General features: G+C 46.9%; 15 protein-coding genes and 1 tRNA gene. 4 read left to right on the forward strand and 12 right to left on the reverse strand.

The genetic code is table 11. The features are described from left to right. Positions 1-1,782 (forward strand): phage tail protein, encoded by a 1,782-nt coding sequence (locus NQX30_05665; GenBank protein MDM5147854.1) that lies wholly within the window; start codon positions 1-3, stop codon positions 1,780-1,782. After that, positions 1,782-2,576 carry a hypothetical protein gene (locus tag NQX30_05670; protein ID MDM5147855.1) on the forward strand — a complete coding sequence of 265 codons (795 nt, stop codon included), beginning with the start codon at positions 1,782-1,784 and terminating at the stop codon, positions 2,574-2,576. The genes NQX30_05665 and NQX30_05670 overlap by 1 nt, the downstream gene beginning before the upstream one ends. 109 nt (positions 2,577-2,685) lie before the next feature. Here NQX30_05670 and NQX30_05675 read toward each other — a convergent pair whose 3' ends face one another. The 7 genes from NQX30_05675 to NQX30_05705 form a co-directional block, all read right to left on the reverse strand. Next, positions 2,686-2,844, reverse strand: a complete 159-nt coding sequence (locus NQX30_05675; GenBank protein ID MDM5147856.1) for a 5'-nucleotidase — start codon at positions 2,842-2,844, stop codon at positions 2,686-2,688. A gap of 17 nt (positions 2,845-2,861) precedes the next feature. After that, positions 2,862-3,020, reverse strand: coding sequence for a hypothetical protein (locus NQX30_05680; GenBank protein MDM5147857.1), 159 nt, complete (start codon positions 3,018-3,020; stop codon positions 2,862-2,864). A gap of 75 nt (positions 3,021-3,095) precedes the next feature. Continuing rightward, on the reverse strand, positions 3,096-4,529 hold the full coding sequence (locus tag NQX30_05685) for a M17 family metallopeptidase (GenBank protein MDM5147858.1): 1,434 nt from the start codon (positions 4,527-4,529) through the stop codon (positions 3,096-3,098). Continuing rightward, positions 4,526-4,999 (reverse strand): transcription elongation factor GreA, encoded by a 474-nt coding sequence (gene greA, locus NQX30_05690; protein MDM5147859.1) that lies wholly within the window; start codon positions 4,997-4,999, stop codon positions 4,526-4,528. Before greA ends, NQX30_05685 begins: the two co-directional genes overlap by 4 nt. Further along, positions 4,999-8,349: a carbamoyl-phosphate synthase large subunit gene (gene carB / locus NQX30_05695; GenBank protein ID MDM5147860.1), complete on the reverse strand. Its 3,351-nt coding sequence runs from the start codon at positions 8,347-8,349 to the stop codon at positions 4,999-5,001. The genes greA and carB overlap by 1 nt, the downstream gene beginning before the upstream one ends. Beyond that, complete coding sequence (carA, locus tag NQX30_05700) at positions 8,342-9,475, reverse strand: glutamine-hydrolyzing carbamoyl-phosphate synthase small subunit (protein ID MDM5147861.1); 1,134 nt, start codon at positions 9,473-9,475, stop codon at positions 8,342-8,344. The genes carB and carA overlap by 8 nt, the downstream gene beginning before the upstream one ends. A 324-nt stretch (positions 9,476-9,799) precedes the next feature. Then, positions 9,800-11,137 (reverse strand): glutamine synthetase family protein, encoded by a 1,338-nt coding sequence (locus tag NQX30_05705; GenBank protein ID MDM5147862.1) that lies wholly within the window; start codon positions 11,135-11,137, stop codon positions 9,800-9,802. 76 nt (positions 11,138-11,213) lie between these two features. Between NQX30_05705 and NQX30_05710 the strand changes: the two genes are divergently transcribed. After that, on the forward strand, positions 11,214-11,522 hold the full coding sequence (locus NQX30_05710) for an acylphosphatase (GenBank protein ID MDM5147863.1): 309 nt from the start codon (positions 11,214-11,216) through the stop codon (positions 11,520-11,522). A gap of 415 nt (positions 11,523-11,937) precedes the next feature. Here the strand turns inward: NQX30_05710 and NQX30_05715 are convergent, their stop codons facing one another. Both NQX30_05715 and hemE read right to left on the reverse strand, forming a co-directional pair. Next, on the reverse strand, positions 11,938-12,546 hold the full coding sequence (locus tag NQX30_05715; GenBank protein MDM5147864.1) for a biotin transporter BioY: 609 nt from the start codon (positions 12,544-12,546) through the stop codon (positions 11,938-11,940). A gap of 107 nt (positions 12,547-12,653) precedes the next feature. Beyond that, positions 12,654-13,694 carry a uroporphyrinogen decarboxylase gene (hemE, locus tag NQX30_05720; protein ID MDM5147865.1) on the reverse strand — a complete coding sequence of 347 codons (1,041 nt, stop codon included), beginning with the start codon at positions 13,692-13,694 and terminating at the stop codon, positions 12,654-12,656. Positions 13,695-13,731: 37 nt separating this feature from the next. On the opposite strand from hemE, the gene NQX30_05725 reads away from it, so the two are divergent. After that, positions 13,732-14,535 (forward strand): SDR family oxidoreductase, encoded by an 804-nt coding sequence (locus NQX30_05725; GenBank protein MDM5147866.1) that lies wholly within the window; start codon positions 13,732-13,734, stop codon positions 14,533-14,535. Between the two features lie 29 nt (positions 14,536-14,564). Here NQX30_05725 and NQX30_05730 read toward each other — a convergent pair whose 3' ends face one another. The 3 genes from NQX30_05730 to NQX30_05740 all read right to left on the reverse strand — a co-directional run bounded on the left by NQX30_05730 (position 14,565) and on the right by NQX30_05740 (position 16,997). After that, positions 14,565-16,538 carry a peptidylprolyl isomerase gene (locus NQX30_05730; GenBank protein MDM5147867.1) on the reverse strand — a complete coding sequence of 658 codons (1,974 nt, stop codon included), beginning with the start codon at positions 16,536-16,538 and terminating at the stop codon, positions 14,565-14,567. Positions 16,539-16,585: 47 nt separating this feature from the next. After that, a tRNA-Asp gene (locus NQX30_05735) sits at positions 16,586-16,662 on the reverse strand. 59 nt (positions 16,663-16,721) lie between these two features. Continuing rightward, entirely contained in the window at positions 16,722-16,997 is a 276-nt protein-coding gene (locus NQX30_05740; GenBank protein MDM5147868.1) for an HU family DNA-binding protein, read from the reverse strand. Between the last annotated feature and the right edge of the window lie 64 nt (positions 16,998-17,061).

Genomic DNA, 17,061 nt, shown 5'->3' on the forward strand with positions numbered 1-17,061 from the left:
ATGGGTTCGATTACTTGTAGTATTACGGTTAGAGAAGATGGCGAAACCATTACGTTAGTTACACCATATATCAGTGGTGCATGCACACTAAAAATATATGGCCACGCGATCATCAGGGTACGGGTAGCCGACGGGGTGTGGACGAGCTACGGGACAGAATCAAAAAAGGTACGCTATGCTATCCAAAGCGGGGAACTAGACAGAGAAAGGGAACTAGCAGGAGAAAGATGCGCGAGAAGCTACTACGCAGAAACAGTGGATAATACATTTAATGGGACGCTTGATTTGACTTCACTAGTAACGACACGAACCATATTAGAAATAGAAATAACGGCAGTCACTAATGTAACCGCGGAACTGACAGCAGCCAAACACCACTCATTGGGGGTCGACGAAGTACACCACAATGTATTAACACTAGATGGCGCGGTCATCACTAAGTCAGTCGGGAAGGATGGATCGGAACTCGTACGCACACTGAACGGAGAAAACATAACTGCCGTAGCAATAGATATTGAAGCGCAGTTGTATCAGCTGTCTAGTTCGTCCGAAGCGTCATTAACCGCTACATTATCGGTAATACTAGTCAACGAAGATGGCGACGAATATAATTTCAGTGATTATGTGACCGATGTGCCGCCGGGGTTATCATTCAGCGGGAGCAGGCTCACACTAACTAATGGTTCACGTGAGACAATGCGAAGAACAATACAAACGGACATAGCGCTCAACAATGGACTAACCACCAATACAACAATCAAAATCACACGAATAACATCCGAGCCGACCAGCAGCACACAATTTGCTAAGATTAATATACCTCGGTTGCGAGCCTTCCGTAGCGCCAATACAAATTACGAAAACCAAAACCGAGTGCAAATGAGCGCACAAGCAAGCGAGACGCTGAACGGGCGGATTGAGCGGTTTAACGCTATTGTTGACGCCCGCATACCGACATGGGATGCTACCGCCGAAGCGTGGGCGACAACAAAAACAGTTTCATCTAATCCAGCGGCAGCAATGCGCTACTTCATGATCGGCGAAAAAGATAATAATAATGAATTACTGTGGGGGGTGGGACTAGAGACAGATCAGCTCGATGATGCAGCACTCGGTGCATGGTACGAATTTTGCGAGCTGGAAGAGCTGGAATTTAATGCGGTCATAGATACGCGAAGGCGCGTTGACCAAGTGATTGAGTTCATTGCCGCTGCCGGTCATGGTTTCGTGTCATGGGCGACTGGACGGTTTTCGGTGTTGCCTGATTACCCGCACGCCGGGACAGAAAACACACGTTGGGCAGCAATAACCCCAGTTGCAGCGATAACAGATGATGATATCGTTAGCCGCAATAATTCGTCAACAATGAGATACGACACAACACTACGGCAGAAATATGGCGGCGTTGAGGTGGTGTACCGTAATTCGGCTGATGGATACCAGCAAGAGACAATCCGCCACCGACTAGAAGGACAACCAAACCACCTACCGCTCAAGCGCGTTGATTTATTTGGCGTCACTACTACAGCAGTGGCAGAGAGAGAAGCCGAATTACGTGCACGGTGGCTCATCCACCGGAGTGCGAAACTTACGTGGCGGATGAGTGCGCTCAATATGCACCTAACCGTAGGCGACATAGTTACCATAACCAGCGATTTTTTCGGAGACGAGACTAGTCGGCAATTCAAATTAACAGCGATAACCAACACGAGCGATACAGAGATATCACTGGAAGCAATCAAAGATGATGCTAACTCATTTAGTGCGGCGGTGACAGTTTGATGGCTACCTTTCCATCATATGCGACAGCAGCCAGAGAATCGTCAACGGCACAAAGACGAACGGATACCGGAGTCAAGACGGTTCAATTCAATTCCAGCGCAATCCAAACAATCCAATCAGCGCACCACCAAACCATCATCGAGAACATAACGCTGTTGCTGACCAGCGCGGAATACTTGAGTCTAAGAGTTTGGGTAGACATAGACATTGCCAGGATAGGGTCATTTGATTACACACCCGTTGGACGGACAAGTACAGTAACGGCTACATTGGTTGGTGGTGGGGCGACGAATGTTCAGCCAGTGGACCGAGGGCTGGTGCGCTGGCGCGTGGGATTAGCTATCCGGTGGACGGAAAAACCACCAGAACCAATATATGATGAGACAGGGTTCAGGCCTATTGACTTAGTGGGGGTACCGGACGTGGGCGAAGCCGGTACTGTATATGGTGTGCGAAGCATCGAAAGCGGCGTGAGTGCCGGCACATTACCATCCAATGTAATTGTGGTTGTTGGCGATGTCAATTACACCATCTGCGAAATTGACGAAGGAGAAGCTGGCGTTAATATTGGTTTCTGTACGCCTGAGACAGTAGATTTCCCCAGGATAAGACCTACTACCGATTTACTATTCACATTCATTAATCCTGATGGTGAAGCCACCTCACTACTGTCGGCGGATACCGACTCAACAATAACAGAGCTACAGTGGCCAGGAGCCACAATTGGTTGGGGGACTGATGCTGTCGGCCAAGACTACACCCTCAGAATATACCTAGCAGCCGATTTTCAGTAAGCTAACCCGAACAACATAGTAATTAAGCTAATTACTACCACCTTGCAACGGCCATTTTAGGCTATTGCAATAATCTATAATGAGTGTTACCGCTCAATAATTTGGAAAATTAGCTCAATAATTTTGGTGTTTTACAACCGCGCACAAAACAACCGCATTGGATATTCAATCCGTTTTCGGCGATAGCTCGAAACACGCGCAATCCGGTGACAGGGTCATTACGCGACAACACAATAATTTCCACCCGTTTTTCCCCGTGGTTATTCATTGCCAGTAGTTTTTTTGCTAGCAAAAAGCCACGCCTGGCTTGGCTACGCGCTCTAATCGATCCAGTTGTGTTTGAACATAGGCTTCTTCGCCGTGCAATTTGAAAATTTCATTTTCCTCTTCAAAATCAAACAAGGCGCGTGATGATACGGCAACGGTTAACAGTGGCATTGTCATGTACGCATTATAAATGCCAGCTCCGCTTCACTTTTTAGGCGATCTTTGTGACCGAATTTATAAGTGCTTTTATACTTATAATGCCTTACTCTTCTTATTTGCCAATTGTCTTAGCAGTTCAAAAGTCCACGCGGCGCCAAAGCCTGTTTCTGGTCCCGGTGCTGCTCCCAAGCCTCCTTTGCAGGAAGATGCCGACAAATCTAAATGCAGCCACGGAGGTGTCCCTTCTATGAATTCACGCAAAAACAACGCCGCTAATATGTGATCGGCATCGCCCTCTTCAGCGCATTGTTTAATATCGGCAATATTGCTTTTGAGTTTGTCTTTGTAATCTGTTGGTAGCGGGAATACGCATAGCCGCTCGCCACTTGCCGTTGCTGCTTCTACAGCGCGCTGTCGCCAGCCATCATCCACGGCAAATGCGCCACTCATGCGGGTTCCTAGTGCCGTTACCATGGTGCCAGTGAGCGTTGCAAAAGATACCACCGCATCAAAAGCCGGTTTAACTCGCGTTGCTAAGGTCAGGGTGTCTGCTAGGAGCATCCGTCCTTCGGCATCGCTATGTACAATTTCTATACGCTTGCCGTTCATTGCTGTCACTACCTCATCAGGGCAATAAGCAGCCGGCCCAATGCCGTTGTCGGCAAGCACCAAAAAGGCCTCTACTGATACCGGCAGACGATTTTGTGCTGCCGCTAATACTGCTGCTAATGCCACCGCAGCACCGGCCATGTCGCCTTTCATCCCACGCATATAGCGTGCAGGTTTCACGTTTACTCCACCACTGTCATAACAGACACCTTTGCCAACAAGTGCTACGCGAGGCGCATTTTTGACGGTATAACTCAACCGAACAACACACGGGGGTGCTACCGATGCCCGTCCTACCGCCAATATAGCGCCTGCCTTTAGTGTTTTTAATTTTTTATGGTCAATCAATTGTGTACGCACGCCATGACGACGTGCTAACGTGATTGCGCTGCGGGCAAAGGCAGGAACGGTCAACACATTGGGAGGAAGTCGACATAATCCTCGCGCTAATGTGTTAGCCGCTGCTGCTACCACGGCAATATTTGCGGTTTGTTGTGCGCAGCCAGCAAACATTAGACGACGGCATTTTCCTTTGTCACCAGGCAAATCGGAAGCCGCAATCAGTGTGGCGTAAATAGCACTATAAGCAGCACTCATAACGCGAATATCCACCGCCACTGATTTTGCCAGTAATGGCGTTAACAGCTTACGTAAACATTCCAGCTGTTCAAAAACGCTGTCTTGTTCCGACCATAATAGCCTTACAATCGCCGTACCATCTTCCAACGTGAGCGGTGGCAAGCCTTTATCGTGACCACGTTTTTTTGCTACGGCGTTAAATAAGCCGGCAAAAGGTGCTGACGATTTGTCGTTAATAATTTGTAGCACAGCATCATAGCGTCGGTACTCGTTTTCGGCAAGTACAGCACGCCGCACCCGCCATACCGGAGTATCGCCGAGCTGCGACAAAATGCTCATTCGTAAGCAATAGCCACAATTGCGTATTCTTGCACCCCGCCGGGCGTTTGAGCTACTACACTGTCACCGGCGTACTTGCCCAGCAACGCTCGCCCGATAGGAGATGGAGCAGATAATAAACCTTGTTCCAAATCCGCTTCATATTCGCTCACCAACCGGTATTTTATGGTTTTTCCCTCACCGTCTTGCAACGTCACATATGAGCCAAAAATACAACGCCCATCGGCGCCCACTGCCATCGGATCAATTACCTGAGCGCCACTGAGAACAGAGTCCAGCTCTTTGATGCGTGCTTCTATAAGTCCTTGTTTTTCTTTGGCTGAATGATATTCGGCATTTTCTGACAAATCACCATGCGCTCGTGCCTCGGCAATAGCTTTAATAATAGCCGGTCGCTCAGTGTTTTTGAGCTTATCCAACTCGCCTTGCAATTTTATTTTGCCTTCTTTGGTGATGGGTACACTCATTATTAGTCTCCTTTGTAATGCCACTCTTGCAAAGTGCGCGGTTGCGGCGCCCCATGCGCCCGCGAGATACCTTGCGCAGCTGCGGCTACGCCAGCAATGGTTGTAAAGTATATCACCCTACCCGCTAACGCGGCGCGGCGAATGGAAAAAGAATCGGCGCGGCTTTCAGCAGAATTACTTTCCGTATTAATCACCATTTGAGTCTGTCCGCTGACAATGCTGTCTACAATATGCGGACGTCCTTCCTTAACTTTATTTATGTCGGTAGTAGAAACACCGTGTGCCATAAAATAAGCTGCCGTGCCGCGCGTGGCGATGATATCAAAACCGTGTTGCTGAAATTGTGCAGCCAAATCTACCGCCGCCGCTTTGTCTTCATCGCGAACACTAAAACATACTGCACCATTTTTAGGTGCTGCCTGTATTGCTTCTTGAGCATAAAAAAATGCGGCGGCAAAATCATGACTAATACCCATTGATTCGCCAGTAGATTTCATTTCTGGTCCGAGTAATACGTCGACATCGGGAAATTTATTAAATGGAAATACCGCCTCTTTAACCGCATAATAGTTTAGTGGCGGCAGTTCACTTACACCCTGCTCAGCCAGTGTGATGCCGGCCATAGCTTTAGCGGCAATTTTAGCAATCGGTAGTCCCGAAGCTTTAGAAACAAACGGCGTAGTTCTTGAAGCACGAGGGTTAACTTCCAACACGTAAATATCATCGCCACGAATGGCAAATTGCACATTCATCAATCCAATCACACCCAATGCTTTTGCCAGTAATCGCGTTTGCCGGCGCAATTCTTCTACTATCTCATTGCTCAGTGAGTACGGCGGTAGTGAGCACGCAGAATCACCAGAATGAACGCCAGCACGTTCAATATGTTCCATTACCCCTGCTACTAAACAATTACCTTCACTATCGGCAACGGCGTCTACATCTACCTCAATTGCATTATCTAAAAATTTATCCAGCAAAATATCGCCACCCAGCATCTCGGTGGCAATTTCTTTGCGAAAGTAAGTGCGCAAATCTCGTTCATCGTACACCAAACGCATAGACCTACCGCCTAGAACATAACTGGGACGCACCACCAACGGATAGCCCACGCGAGTAGCAGCGGTCAATGCTTGCTTTTCCTCTTTTTGGAAAGCTACGGAATCAAGCCGGTCTCCTCCAGCGCTATGGATAGAAAAATGTACGATGTCATTTTCTGTTTGGCGCAGTTCACAACGGTGTAACAACTGTTTAAATTGTTCACGCGATTCAGCGTGGGCAATGGCTTCCACGGACGTACCAATAATCGGCGCCCCCGCATCTTGTAGCGCCTGCGCGATAGACAGTGGCGTTTGTCCACCAAATTGAACAATCACGCCAATTGGTTTTTCTCGATGGATGACAGCAAGCACTTCTTCCGCCGTCAGCGGTTCAAAAAATAGTCGGTCAGAAGTGTCATAGTCGGTGGACACCGTTTCCGGATTGCAATTAATCATGATGGTTTCAAAGCCCGCCTCTTTGAGCGCAAGCACACCGTGAACGCAACAATAATCAAATTCAATGCCTTGACCAATACGATTGGGACCACTACCTAAAATAACAATTTTTTTGTTGTCAGTGGGATTGAGCTCGCACTCCGTTTCATAGGTAGAATATAAATAAGCAGTGTCGGTCGGAAACTCACCAGCACAAGTGTCAATGCGTTTAAACACTGGTCGTACATTCAGTTCTTCGCGGTGGTGGCGTACGGCAAGCTCATCAGCACCAATCAACGTAGCAATGCGTGCATCAGCAAAACCCTGCCGCTTCCATTCCAATAGTATTTGGCGGGGAATATCAGTCACGTTGTTTTCTGCATAATCATGCCGCATGCTGGTTTCGGTGTTTATTAATTCTTCAATTTGCTCCAAAAACCAAGGGTCAATTTTGCACAATGCGTGAATTTCTTCTACAGAAAAGCCAAGGCGAAAAGCATCTGCTAACCAAAATAATCGCTCCGAATTGGGTTTGGACAATTGCTCCTTAACTTTCTCGCGTTCATGCACCAATTCTGGCTTTCGTGTTTCTTCTTCCTCACGGGTTGTCGTATTCAGCCGGCGTACTCCGTCTAATTCAATTTTTGATGACAAACCGCAGGCTCCAGTTTCTAGTCCACGCAAAGCTTTTTGTAATGATTCGGAAAAAGTACGTCCAATGGCCATCACCTCACCTACCGATTTCATTTGCGTAGTGAGAAAATCCGGTGTTGGTGGAAATTTGGCAAAATCAAATCGCGGAATTTTCGTGACAATATAATCAATGGAAGGTTCAAATGACGCTGGTGTACCTCCGGTAATGTCATTGCTAACTTCGTCCAATGTATAACCAATAGCTAGTTTGGTGGCAACTTTAGCAATGGGAAAGCCAGTAGCTTTGGATGCTAGCGCCGATGAGCGTGAGACTCGCGGATTCATCTCAATCACTACCATGTCACCGTTGACGGGATTAATCGCAAACTGTACGTTAGCGCCGCCGGTGTCCACACCTATTTTGCGCAATACGGCAATGGAGGTGTTGCGCATGCGCTGATATTCTTTGTCGGTCAGAGTTTGTGCCGGCGCCACAGTGACGGAATCACCAGTGTGTACCCCCATTGGATCCACGTTTTCAATAGAACAAATGATAATGCAATTGTCGGCAGAGTCTCGCACTACTTCCATTTCAAATTCTTTCCAGCCAATGAGTGAACGTTCCATGAGAATTGATCCATTGGGCGATTCAGAAATTCCGCGTGCCGCCAGTGCCTCAAATTCTTGCCGGTTAAAAGCAATGCCGCCGCCACTGCCGCCGAGTGTGAATGACGGTCGCACAATTACTGGAAAACCAATAGTTTCTAGTGCCGCATTGGCCTCAAGCAAATCGCGTGCAACCAATGATGGCGCGCACTGTAATCCGATGGTTTCCATCGCTTGTTTGAAGGCACTACGGTCTTCGGCATCAAATATACTCTTGGGGTTAGCACCAATTAATCGTGGTGCTCCTGGTTCATCAAAAACGCCGCGGCGATGCAATTCCATAGCACAATTAAGCGCCGTTTGCCCACCCATTGTCGGCAATACGGCATCTACTTTTTCGCGCCGCATCACTGCTAGTGCCGTATCGGCGTTAACCGGTTCCACATAGGTGGCATCCGCCATATCGGGATCGGTCATAATTGTCGCCGGATTGGAATTCAGCAACACCACGCGAATACCTTCTTCTCGTAACGCCCGGCAGGCCTGAGTTCCTGAATAATCAAATTCACAGGCTTGACCGATGACGATAGGTCCCGCCCCCAGCACTAAAACGCTGTTAATATCCTCGCGCTTAGGCATGTTTGCCCATTAGTTGCATAAAATTATCAAACAAAAAATCGGCGTCATGCGGTCCCGGATTTGCTTCTGGATGCCCCTGAAAAGTGATAACTGGTGGTGCCTCACACGCTAATCCCTGTAAAGAACCGTCAAACAACGACACATAGGTAACCCGAGCTGAAGCCGGCAGTGATTTAGCGTCTACAGCAAAACCATGATTTTGGCTGGTGATTAACACTCGCCCGTGTGTCGTGTCTCGCACTGGATGGTTGGCGCCATGGTGACCAAATTTCATTTTTATTGTTTTCCCTCCCAAAGCAACAGCGAGAATTTGATGCCCTAAACAGATACCCAGTAACGGCATATTTTGGTTGAGTAAGGCGCGCGCCAGTTTTATTGCTGCCTCACAGGGTTCTGGGTCACCTGGTCCATTAGAAAACACTACGCCGTCGGGTCGCTGTGCTAACACCGCAGCGACGTCTGATTCATAAGGCATGACAGTGAGTTGGCAGCCGCGTGCTGCCAAGTGCCTCAAAATAGCGCTTTTAGTGCCACAATCCAATATCACAACACGCTTGCCGCCACCACCGCCGCCAACATAGTCATTATGTGCTGCCCGCCACAAACCTTCTTCCCAAGTGTTTGAGCGTGAGCTGCCAGCTTCACTGGCGAGCATGACGCCTTGTAACCCAGCAAAGGCGCGGGCTGCTGCTAGCGCCTCAGTTTGAACCGCTTCGCTCTTTCCCGGTGCAATACTGGCGGAAATCGCACCGCCATTGCGCAATTTGCGAGTGATGGCGCGAGTATCAATATCTTCAATCGCGGTGATGCGCTTGTCGCATAAAAAACCAGGTAGTGATTGCACAGCACGCCAGTTACTGTGGTGGCGAGTGATGCGGCGGGCAATAATTCCAGCAACAAAAGCTTGCGGAGACTCATCATCTAGCGGAGTAACGCCAGTGTTACCAATATGGGGATGGGTGAAATTGACTAATTGCCGATGGTAAGAAGGGTCGGTGATAATTTCCTGATAACCGGTTATTGCAGTATTAAAGACCGCTTCGCCAACGACGATACCGCTGTGTCCAACTAACCGTCCGGTAAATACGTCACCGTCGGCAAAGGTTAATATGGCGTTGTGGGTCATTAGGCAAAAAAAACAGCGCCGCGCCGGTGGCGTGTCGCTGGATGTCAATTATACCTCGTCACCGAACGATCCCGTGGTACGCCGGCGAATATTTTTTGTGCTAACGTGTTTGCCATATTTTGAATATTTATGGCAGCAAAAAAAGAAGGTTGCAGATCTCAAAACTTCGTTTTATAGTTATCAATGAAAATTATTTTTCGGGGATGCAGTTATTTTTTGTCGTTATTTCAATGAATTAAATAAATATTATTGTTTTTTTATCAATTAAAATGTGTCCCTGTTATTAACCCTTGTTATATTTATTTTTATAAAGTTGTTGGTAAATTAAATATCCAACAAAAACTTCCGCTCCCACGCAGTCACCACATGTTTGTAATTTTCCAGTTCAGTGCGTTTGCAAGCGACATAAATGTCTACAAAGCGATTGCCCAATTTCTCACGCAGCATTTTTGATTTTTGCATATTTTCCAGTGCCTGTTCTAGCGTTAATGGAATACCGCGTTTCATGTCCCACGTTGCGCTAGTAACCATTGCAGCCAACGGCAATTTTTGTTTGATACCGACAAAACCAGCCAGTAGTGATGCCGCTATTGCCAAATAAGGATTGGCGTCGGAGCCACTAATGCGATTTTCCACTCGCATGGACTCGACTTCGCCAATGTCAGGCACCCGTAAACCTACAGTGCGGTTGTTTACCCCCCAGTGGTTGTTGTTGCTTTGCCATGGTACGTTGATTCGGCGATATGAATTGATATTAGGAATAAGCATCGCAGCAATGTCGGGCAGATAACGCTGCAATCCGCCAATATAATGCTTAAACATCGTACTCATCGTTCCGTGACTGGAAGCAAAAAGATTGTGACCGCCGGTGCGTGATACAACACTTTGATGAATATGCATAGAACTACCCGGCTGCCCTTCCACCGGTTTGGCCATAAAAGTAGCCGCCATGTTATGGCGCACCGCCGCTTCGCGCACACAACGCTTGAACATAAGCACTTGGTCAGCCAATTCTAATGCATCGCCGTGTTTGAAATTAATTTCAAACTGTGCAACGCCTTCTTCGTGTGTCAACGTATCTACTGCTAACTCCTGCGCTTCGGCAAAACGATAAATATCGTTAATAATCGGCTCAAATTCGTTAAGCGCGTCAATGTTAAATGGTTGTCGCGAAAACTCGGGACGACCAGTTCGACCAACCGGCGGCGTCAGCGGATTATCTGGATTGTTGTCGCGGGTTGCTAAGTAAAATTCCAGCTCTGGTGCCACAATGGGTTGCCAGCCTTCACGGTGAAAAAAGCGAATAACTTTTTTTAGCACACTCCGTGGTGCATAGCGAATAAGGCTACCTTTTCTGCTCACACAATCGCAAATGATTTGTCCAGTTGGCTCATCTGCCCATGGTACGACAAAACAACCTTCTGGGTCGGGACGCAACTCCATGTCACCATCAGCTTCGTCCATCAAGTCGTCTTGTTCTCCCCAGTCGCCGGTTAATGTTTGTGCAAGCGCTGATTCGGGCATGCGCACAGATGATTGAATGAATTTCTCACACGGGATGATTTTGCCGCGCATTATCCCGCTTAAATCAGGCACAAAAATTTCCACTTCAGTGATATTGTGCTCTTTCAACCAATGCACTAGTGTTTTATTAAGCGTCATACAGGTATTATCCAATGTTTCCGATTTTAACAAAATTATGTAAAGATAAAGAATACGAAAATACAGTGAAAAAAATATGAAAAAAAGTATAGGACAAGAAACCGAACAAATATTAACAACGAAATATCGTCTAACCGGTAGCGTTCAAAACGTGGGCTTTCGCTATTTTTTGGCGCAAAAGGCAAAACAGTTATCTGTGTGCGGCTGGGGTAAAAACGAAAATGATGGCAGTCTTATTGTATTGTTTTCAGGTGAAAGAGAGGCTGTGCGGAAGATGTTGGAGTGTGCACAAAATGGTCCTCCAAGTGCTGTTGTCTCCAATTTTGTTGAGCTCATAGTTGAAGACGGTGATATCCCGAATGAAAATAACTTTGAGCAACGCTAGTATCAATTACTGATAATCAGGCTTTTCCGCATTAGTAATTGTTGATCTCCATAGCCGGCTTTTAATCAGCAGGTTTTTATTAGCGTCTTGAACGTGCCAGATGATTTTTATCACTCCTGACACGGATGAGTAACTTGACAGCGTTTGCGGCGCAAGTCCAAATCATGAAACAGCCGCCCATCAGAAAAATGTACCGGCGTGTAGTGTGGCTGATGCAACACATAGATATAACGCTGACTAGAAAAAAATGTTGCTTGTCGGCAAACAGTGAGCCTTCTTTAAATAGTCCAAGTTTTCGTCGGCGCAGTTTTTGTCAAAACACGCCTCCCTAGAAAAAAATAATTTTTGTTGTCTTAAAAAATCCGTAATGTGACGGTGAATAATCCAGCGTCCGCCTAAAAAATTACGTAGATCATTAATCACCGCGCGACTGAAAACGCCGTGCCATTTTAGCGGCAACTGGAAGCGAAAGTGCGGCCAACGCCAGTTTAAGAATATCTCCGGGAATGAACGGAAACAGCCCCAATTGCAATATAGGTTTGTCCCAGCCGATCACAGTGCCCAGCCAAAGCAAACCCGGCACATAAATTGCCACATGACCGACGAACATCACTAACGCAACGAAGTAAACAGTTCGATCTAAACCTCGCTCGGCTAACCGACCACAAATACCTGCTGCCAAAACAAAACCAATCAAATAGCCACCAGTACCGCTAAGCATATAAGCCAAACCAATGCCTTTTTCTGGCGAGCCTGCAAAAACCGGTAACCCGACAGCTCCTTCAGCCAAATACAGTAACACCGTCGCCACGCCCAATCGAGAACCGTAAGCCATCCCTAACAACATTACTATCATTGTTTGCATCGTGACTGGAATCGGGTAAAAAGGTACCTGAACTTTTGCCGATACGGTAAGCAATAAACTTCCCGTTAGAGCAAGTATCGCCGCCCTGCTATAAGATGATGTGGAAACTTCTGGCCAAAGCAGTTGTGCGATTGTAAGATGTGATTTTCGTGTATTCATTTATTTCTTCCCAAGAAAAATAGTACGCAATTGAGATGGAAAAATTATAGCATGATGGCTTGTGCCACGATTACCGCTACCGACACAACACATTGCTACGTATGGGGTTAATGTGAGCGATTTGCTCGCACCGTTTCCACGACGGCAGTGACACATTCTGGTGGCGTGCTTTTATCCACCCCATGTCCCAAATTAAAAATATGCCCAGAACTGTCACCATAATCAGCTAAAACACGAGCTGCTGCTGCTGCCGCAATATCGGGCGTGCCGAGCAATGCTGCCGGCTCTAAATTTCCTTGAATCGCTACTTTACCGCCTATCATACGCCGCGCCATGCGCAAAGACGTTTGCCAGTCTACGCCCACGGCATCGCAACCGCAAGCGGCAAGGGCTGGTAACATCAAGCCACAACGACGACCAAATACGATAATTGGAGCATCACTTTTTTCTTTGACTAAGGAAACAACGTGGCGGATATAGGAAAGAGAAAAATCTTCGTATTCGTCACCGCCTAGCAGACCACCCCAGCTATCAAAAATCATCACCGCTTGGCAGCCGGCATCAATTTGTGCACAGAGCAATTCAGCGGTGGAAATGGTATTAATTTCCAGCACCCGCCGTAATAAATCAGGGCGGGAAAAGCGCATTTGGCGGGTGCGCCAAAAGTTGCCACCAGAACCGTCTATCATGTAACACGCCAGCGTAAAAGGTGATCCGCAAAATCCGATTAATGGTGTTTCAGCGGGTAACGTTTGCCGCGTAAGCACACTAGCATCCATGACATAACGCAATTCTTCCAGTGATGCTGGGCGCAATTTTTGAATGGCTTCTTCCGTCTGTAATGGCTGACTAAACCGCGGTCCTTCGCCTTCGGAAAAAAACAATCCCAGTCCCATGGCATCCGGAATGGTGAGGATATCGGAAAACAAAATCGCAGCATCAAAGCCAAACCGACGAATTGGTTGTAGAGTAATTTCGCTGGCAATTTGCGGGTTTTTTGCCATCGCCAAAAAACCGCCTGCTTCCTTGCGAATAGCGCGGTACTCGGGTAGATAACGTCCCGCCTGTCGCATCAACCAAATTGGTGGACGCGGCACGGGCTGCTGCCGCAACGCGCGAAAAAGTAATGTATCTTTCCAATTGTTCATGCTAATAGTGGATTATACTTGCCATATAATTCCCTTTATGCTTTCTCTAACCGACAAAAAAATATTGATTACCGGAGTGCGCAATCGGCGATCGCTGGCTTATTTCATCGCGGCCCGTGCCGCTGCCGAAGGTGCACAGTTGGTTTTTGCCGTACAGCCTGACAATCGCGGTGATGATAATAAAGCCGCAGCTTTGGTTGCCACAGATTTTAATAATGCTCCCGCTTTGTTTTGCGATGCTGGCGACGATGACAGCGTTACTGCCACTGTCAACAGTGCCTCTGAAATTTTGGGTGGGCTGGACGGACTTGTGCACGCCATCGCTTTTGCGCGCCGAGAAACCATCGCTGGTGCTTATCAAGATAGTATTGACCGCGCCTCCTTTACCGAAGCCTTGGATATTAGTGCTTACACGCTCACCGCATTTGCCAAAGCGGCTCTACCTCATTTTGGCGATGGTGGCTCACTGGTCACGCTAAGCTACTTAGGCGCCGAGCGAGCATTGCCAAACTACAATGTCATGGGAGTAGCGAAAGCTGCGCTAGAGGCTAGTGTGCGCTATTTGGCGCTGGGCTTGGGTGCTAATAATGTGCGGGTAAACGCCGTTTCAGCCGGACCAGTTAAAACCCTGTCGGCCGCTGGCATTGACGGCTTTGGCAAAATTCTTAAACAAGTGGAGAAACAGGCACCACTCAAGCGTAATGTTAGTGCTGAAGAAATCGCAAATGCAGCCGTTTTTTTGTTGTCAGAACAAGCTGCTGCTATTACCGGTGAAGTGCTACATGTAGATGCCGGTTTTCATATTACTGCCGGATTTGAATTTGAAGAAGAAAATAAATAGCGGACGCCTACACTTAAAGGCAAAATTACTTATTGTCGCTGTAATTCTGGCACATCAAAAAACACATCGTAGCGACCAGAAAGCGATTCCAAATATGCAGCACCACCAACTCCAGCTTGTGGTGGATTAAGCAATTGGTCAACAACTTCAAAATCTTCTTCTTGCGGTTCATTCTCTATAACGTTATTAATACGAAAAATGCGCACATAGTTGGCGGCGGCAACAAAGGCGTATGATGGCATTCCACCACTTAAATCGGCAATAAAAATCTGATTTACTGCGTCATCATCAATTTCTTCAGCTATCTTTAAAACCTCCTCACCAGCTTCATGGGAAGTGCTATCTTCCGTTTTGCCAGTACCATCATTATTAGAATCGCCACCACCACCGGTCGCCGATTTAGTGCCTTCATCGCTCGCATCCTTACTGGTTTTCTCTGCATCAGTAGTTTCATCGGTGAGACTGAGTGTGTAAGGTCCACGCCAAAGCAATTCTGCTGGCAAATCATATTCGCCACGGCTTTCTTTGTCTGCTTGTATCATTGTAATTTTTTGCCGAGCGCGCAAAATGCCCAAAATTTCATCGCCTACTTCCGCCAGCGATTTAACGCGTCCCTCTTGATACCGCAGCACGCGCGCTATTAGGTATAAATTATCATTAACAGCCACGGCAGGGCTAGCCTCACCACTAGTAAGAACTTCTTCTACAAATATTTGATCTAATAAGTTTTCATCAGTAAATGGAGAAGGATTGCTCTTTACTCCACGAGCAATGGTGGTAACTGTTTGTACGGAACTTCTCGCCGCCACCGCCACTGACAACAACGAACCGACATTCAAATAAGAAATATCTTGAAGACGGTCAATTTCATTCAAAAAATCATTTTCTGCCGCAAAACGCCGCGCAATTTTTTCTACATCCTCGCGCACTACTTCCAACGGTGGTACGGTGGCAGAAGACGATCCCATTTTTAAGATACTAAACCCATCATCTAGTACTACGGGAGCACTGACTTCGTTAGCAGATAGCGTGAATAGCACCGTTTCCATAGCTTCCGGTAAGTCACCCCGTACAACCACGCCTAAATCGCCGCCATTAATGGCACTGCCGGTATCATCGGAATATTTCGCCGCTAAAGCGGCAAAATTATCGGGCGATTGTTTTGCTTCAGTAGCGACTTCGGTAGCACGTTGAGAAGCTTCTTCATCAGTGCCAGAAATATAAATGTGACTGGCGGTGCGCTGTTCGTCAGCATTTTGTTTTTCAACAAACTCTTCGTACGCTAACTCAACATCTTCATCATCAGGAACATACTCGGCAGCAAAATCATCCAAAGAAATCAATACATACTCAAAATCTGCCTCTTCTTGTATTTGGTATTCATCGCGATTGGCATTGTAATAACGAGCAATATTTTGCTCATCAATATTAAACGCCGTGGTGAGTTTAAGGGTTGCTTCTTCAACAATCCGATTTTGCCGGCGAAAAGCGGCGAGCTCTTCTTCTATCGGTATTACCGAAAAAGGATCCATCGCGCGTAACAATGGGCGCCGGTTGAGCGAAATACGAACTTGGTTTTGCAACCGTCGGACATCACTGACATAATCATTAAGAAGTGCTAAGGAAAAATTTCCATCTTCGTCTTGAAAATCTTCCATTTGGCGAATTTCTTCAGCTACTGCCTCATCTGGAGCATATAGTTTTTTGTCGTCCGCAGAAGCGCGCATGAGATACTCTGATAATAGGCGGTTTTGTGTTTCCGACAATATTTGTTGAGACAAATCGTCAGGAATTTCCTCTAAATCGTAATTTTGCCGGTAATATTCTTCCAATCTTTGGTATGTGTTAAAAAATTCCCCGCGTGAAATTTCTAATGAGCCAACACCACCTATTACGGAATCTAAGCCACCAATCAGTGAGCCGCCAGCGAACATCAGCGGCAGTGAAGAAACAACAATCAACAATCGTCGTAAAGAAGGAAATCGGCGAAAGAAAGAAAACATTATAAAAAATGAATTAGTGTTACTGCGCGATTTCTGTATTGAAAATATGGCGGAGTGGACGGGATTCGAACCCGCGACCCCCGGCGTGACAGGCCGATATTCTAACCATCTGAACTACCACTCCGCGTTTATGAATCTCGACCGTGCTTTTTACAGCGTCGGACGAAATACAAATTATATTTATTACTTATTAACTGTGTCCTTAAGAGTTTTTCCGGGACGAAAACGCGGTGCTATCGAAGCTTTAATTTTCAGCTCTTCGCCGGTCTGCGGATTGCGCCCTTTACGTGCTTTACGTTTTTGCACGTCAAAAGTACCGAAGCCAACGATTGCTACAGGTTTCTTTTTGCGCAAAGAAGTGCTGATAAGGTCAATAAACGCGCTTAATGCTCGTCCGGCATCAGCTTTGCTAAGCCCCGCATCCGTGGCTATTTTTTCAATGATTTCACTTTTGTTCATAAGTCTCTCCTTTGAGTGGTAGATAAATAAATACCGTATCATGCGGCATGTAGGTGATTATATT

This window comes from Candidatus Persebacteraceae bacterium Df01, from assembly GCA_030386295.1.
GTDB lineage: Bacteria > Pseudomonadota > Gammaproteobacteria > Tethybacterales > Persebacteraceae > Doriopsillibacter > Doriopsillibacter californiensis.

Coding starts and splice junctions, on each gene's coding strand:
- NQX30_05665 (MDM5147854.1), top strand. CDS start 1: ATGGGTTCGATTACTTGTAGTATTACGGTTAGAGAAGATGGCGAAACC.
- NQX30_05670 (MDM5147855.1), top strand. CDS start 1,782: ATGGCTACCTTTCCATCATATGCGACAGCAGCCAGAGAATCGTCAACG.
- NQX30_05675 (MDM5147856.1), bottom strand. CDS start 2,844: ATGAATAACCACGGGGAAAAACGGGTGGAAATTATTGTGTTGTCGCGT.
- NQX30_05680 (MDM5147857.1), bottom strand. CDS start 3,020: ATGACAATGCCACTGTTAACCGTTGCCGTATCATCACGCGCCTTGTTT.
- NQX30_05685 (MDM5147858.1), bottom strand. CDS start 4,529: ATGAGCATTTTGTCGCAGCTCGGCGATACTCCGGTATGGCGGGTGCGG.
- carB (MDM5147860.1), bottom strand. CDS start 8,349: ATGCCTAAGCGCGAGGATATTAACAGCGTTTTAGTGCTGGGGGCGGGA.
- carA (MDM5147861.1), bottom strand. CDS start 9,475: ATGACCCACAACGCCATATTAACCTTTGCCGACGGTGACGTATTTACC.
- NQX30_05705 (MDM5147862.1), bottom strand. CDS start 11,137: ATGACGCTTAATAAAACACTAGTGCATTGGTTGAAAGAGCACAATATC.
- NQX30_05710 (MDM5147863.1), top strand. CDS start 11,214: ATGAAAAAAAGTATAGGACAAGAAACCGAACAAATATTAACAACGAAA.
- NQX30_05715 (MDM5147864.1), bottom strand. CDS start 12,546: ATGAATACACGAAAATCACATCTTACAATCGCACAACTGCTTTGGCCA.
- hemE (MDM5147865.1), bottom strand. CDS start 13,694: ATGAACAATTGGAAAGATACATTACTTTTTCGCGCGTTGCGGCAGCAG.
- NQX30_05725 (MDM5147866.1), top strand. CDS start 13,732: ATGCTTTCTCTAACCGACAAAAAAATATTGATTACCGGAGTGCGCAAT.
- NQX30_05730 (MDM5147867.1), bottom strand. CDS start 16,538: ATGTTTTCTTTCTTTCGCCGATTTCCTTCTTTACGACGATTGTTGATT.
- NQX30_05740 (MDM5147868.1), bottom strand. CDS start 16,997: ATGAACAAAAGTGAAATCATTGAAAAAATAGCCACGGATGCGGGGCTT.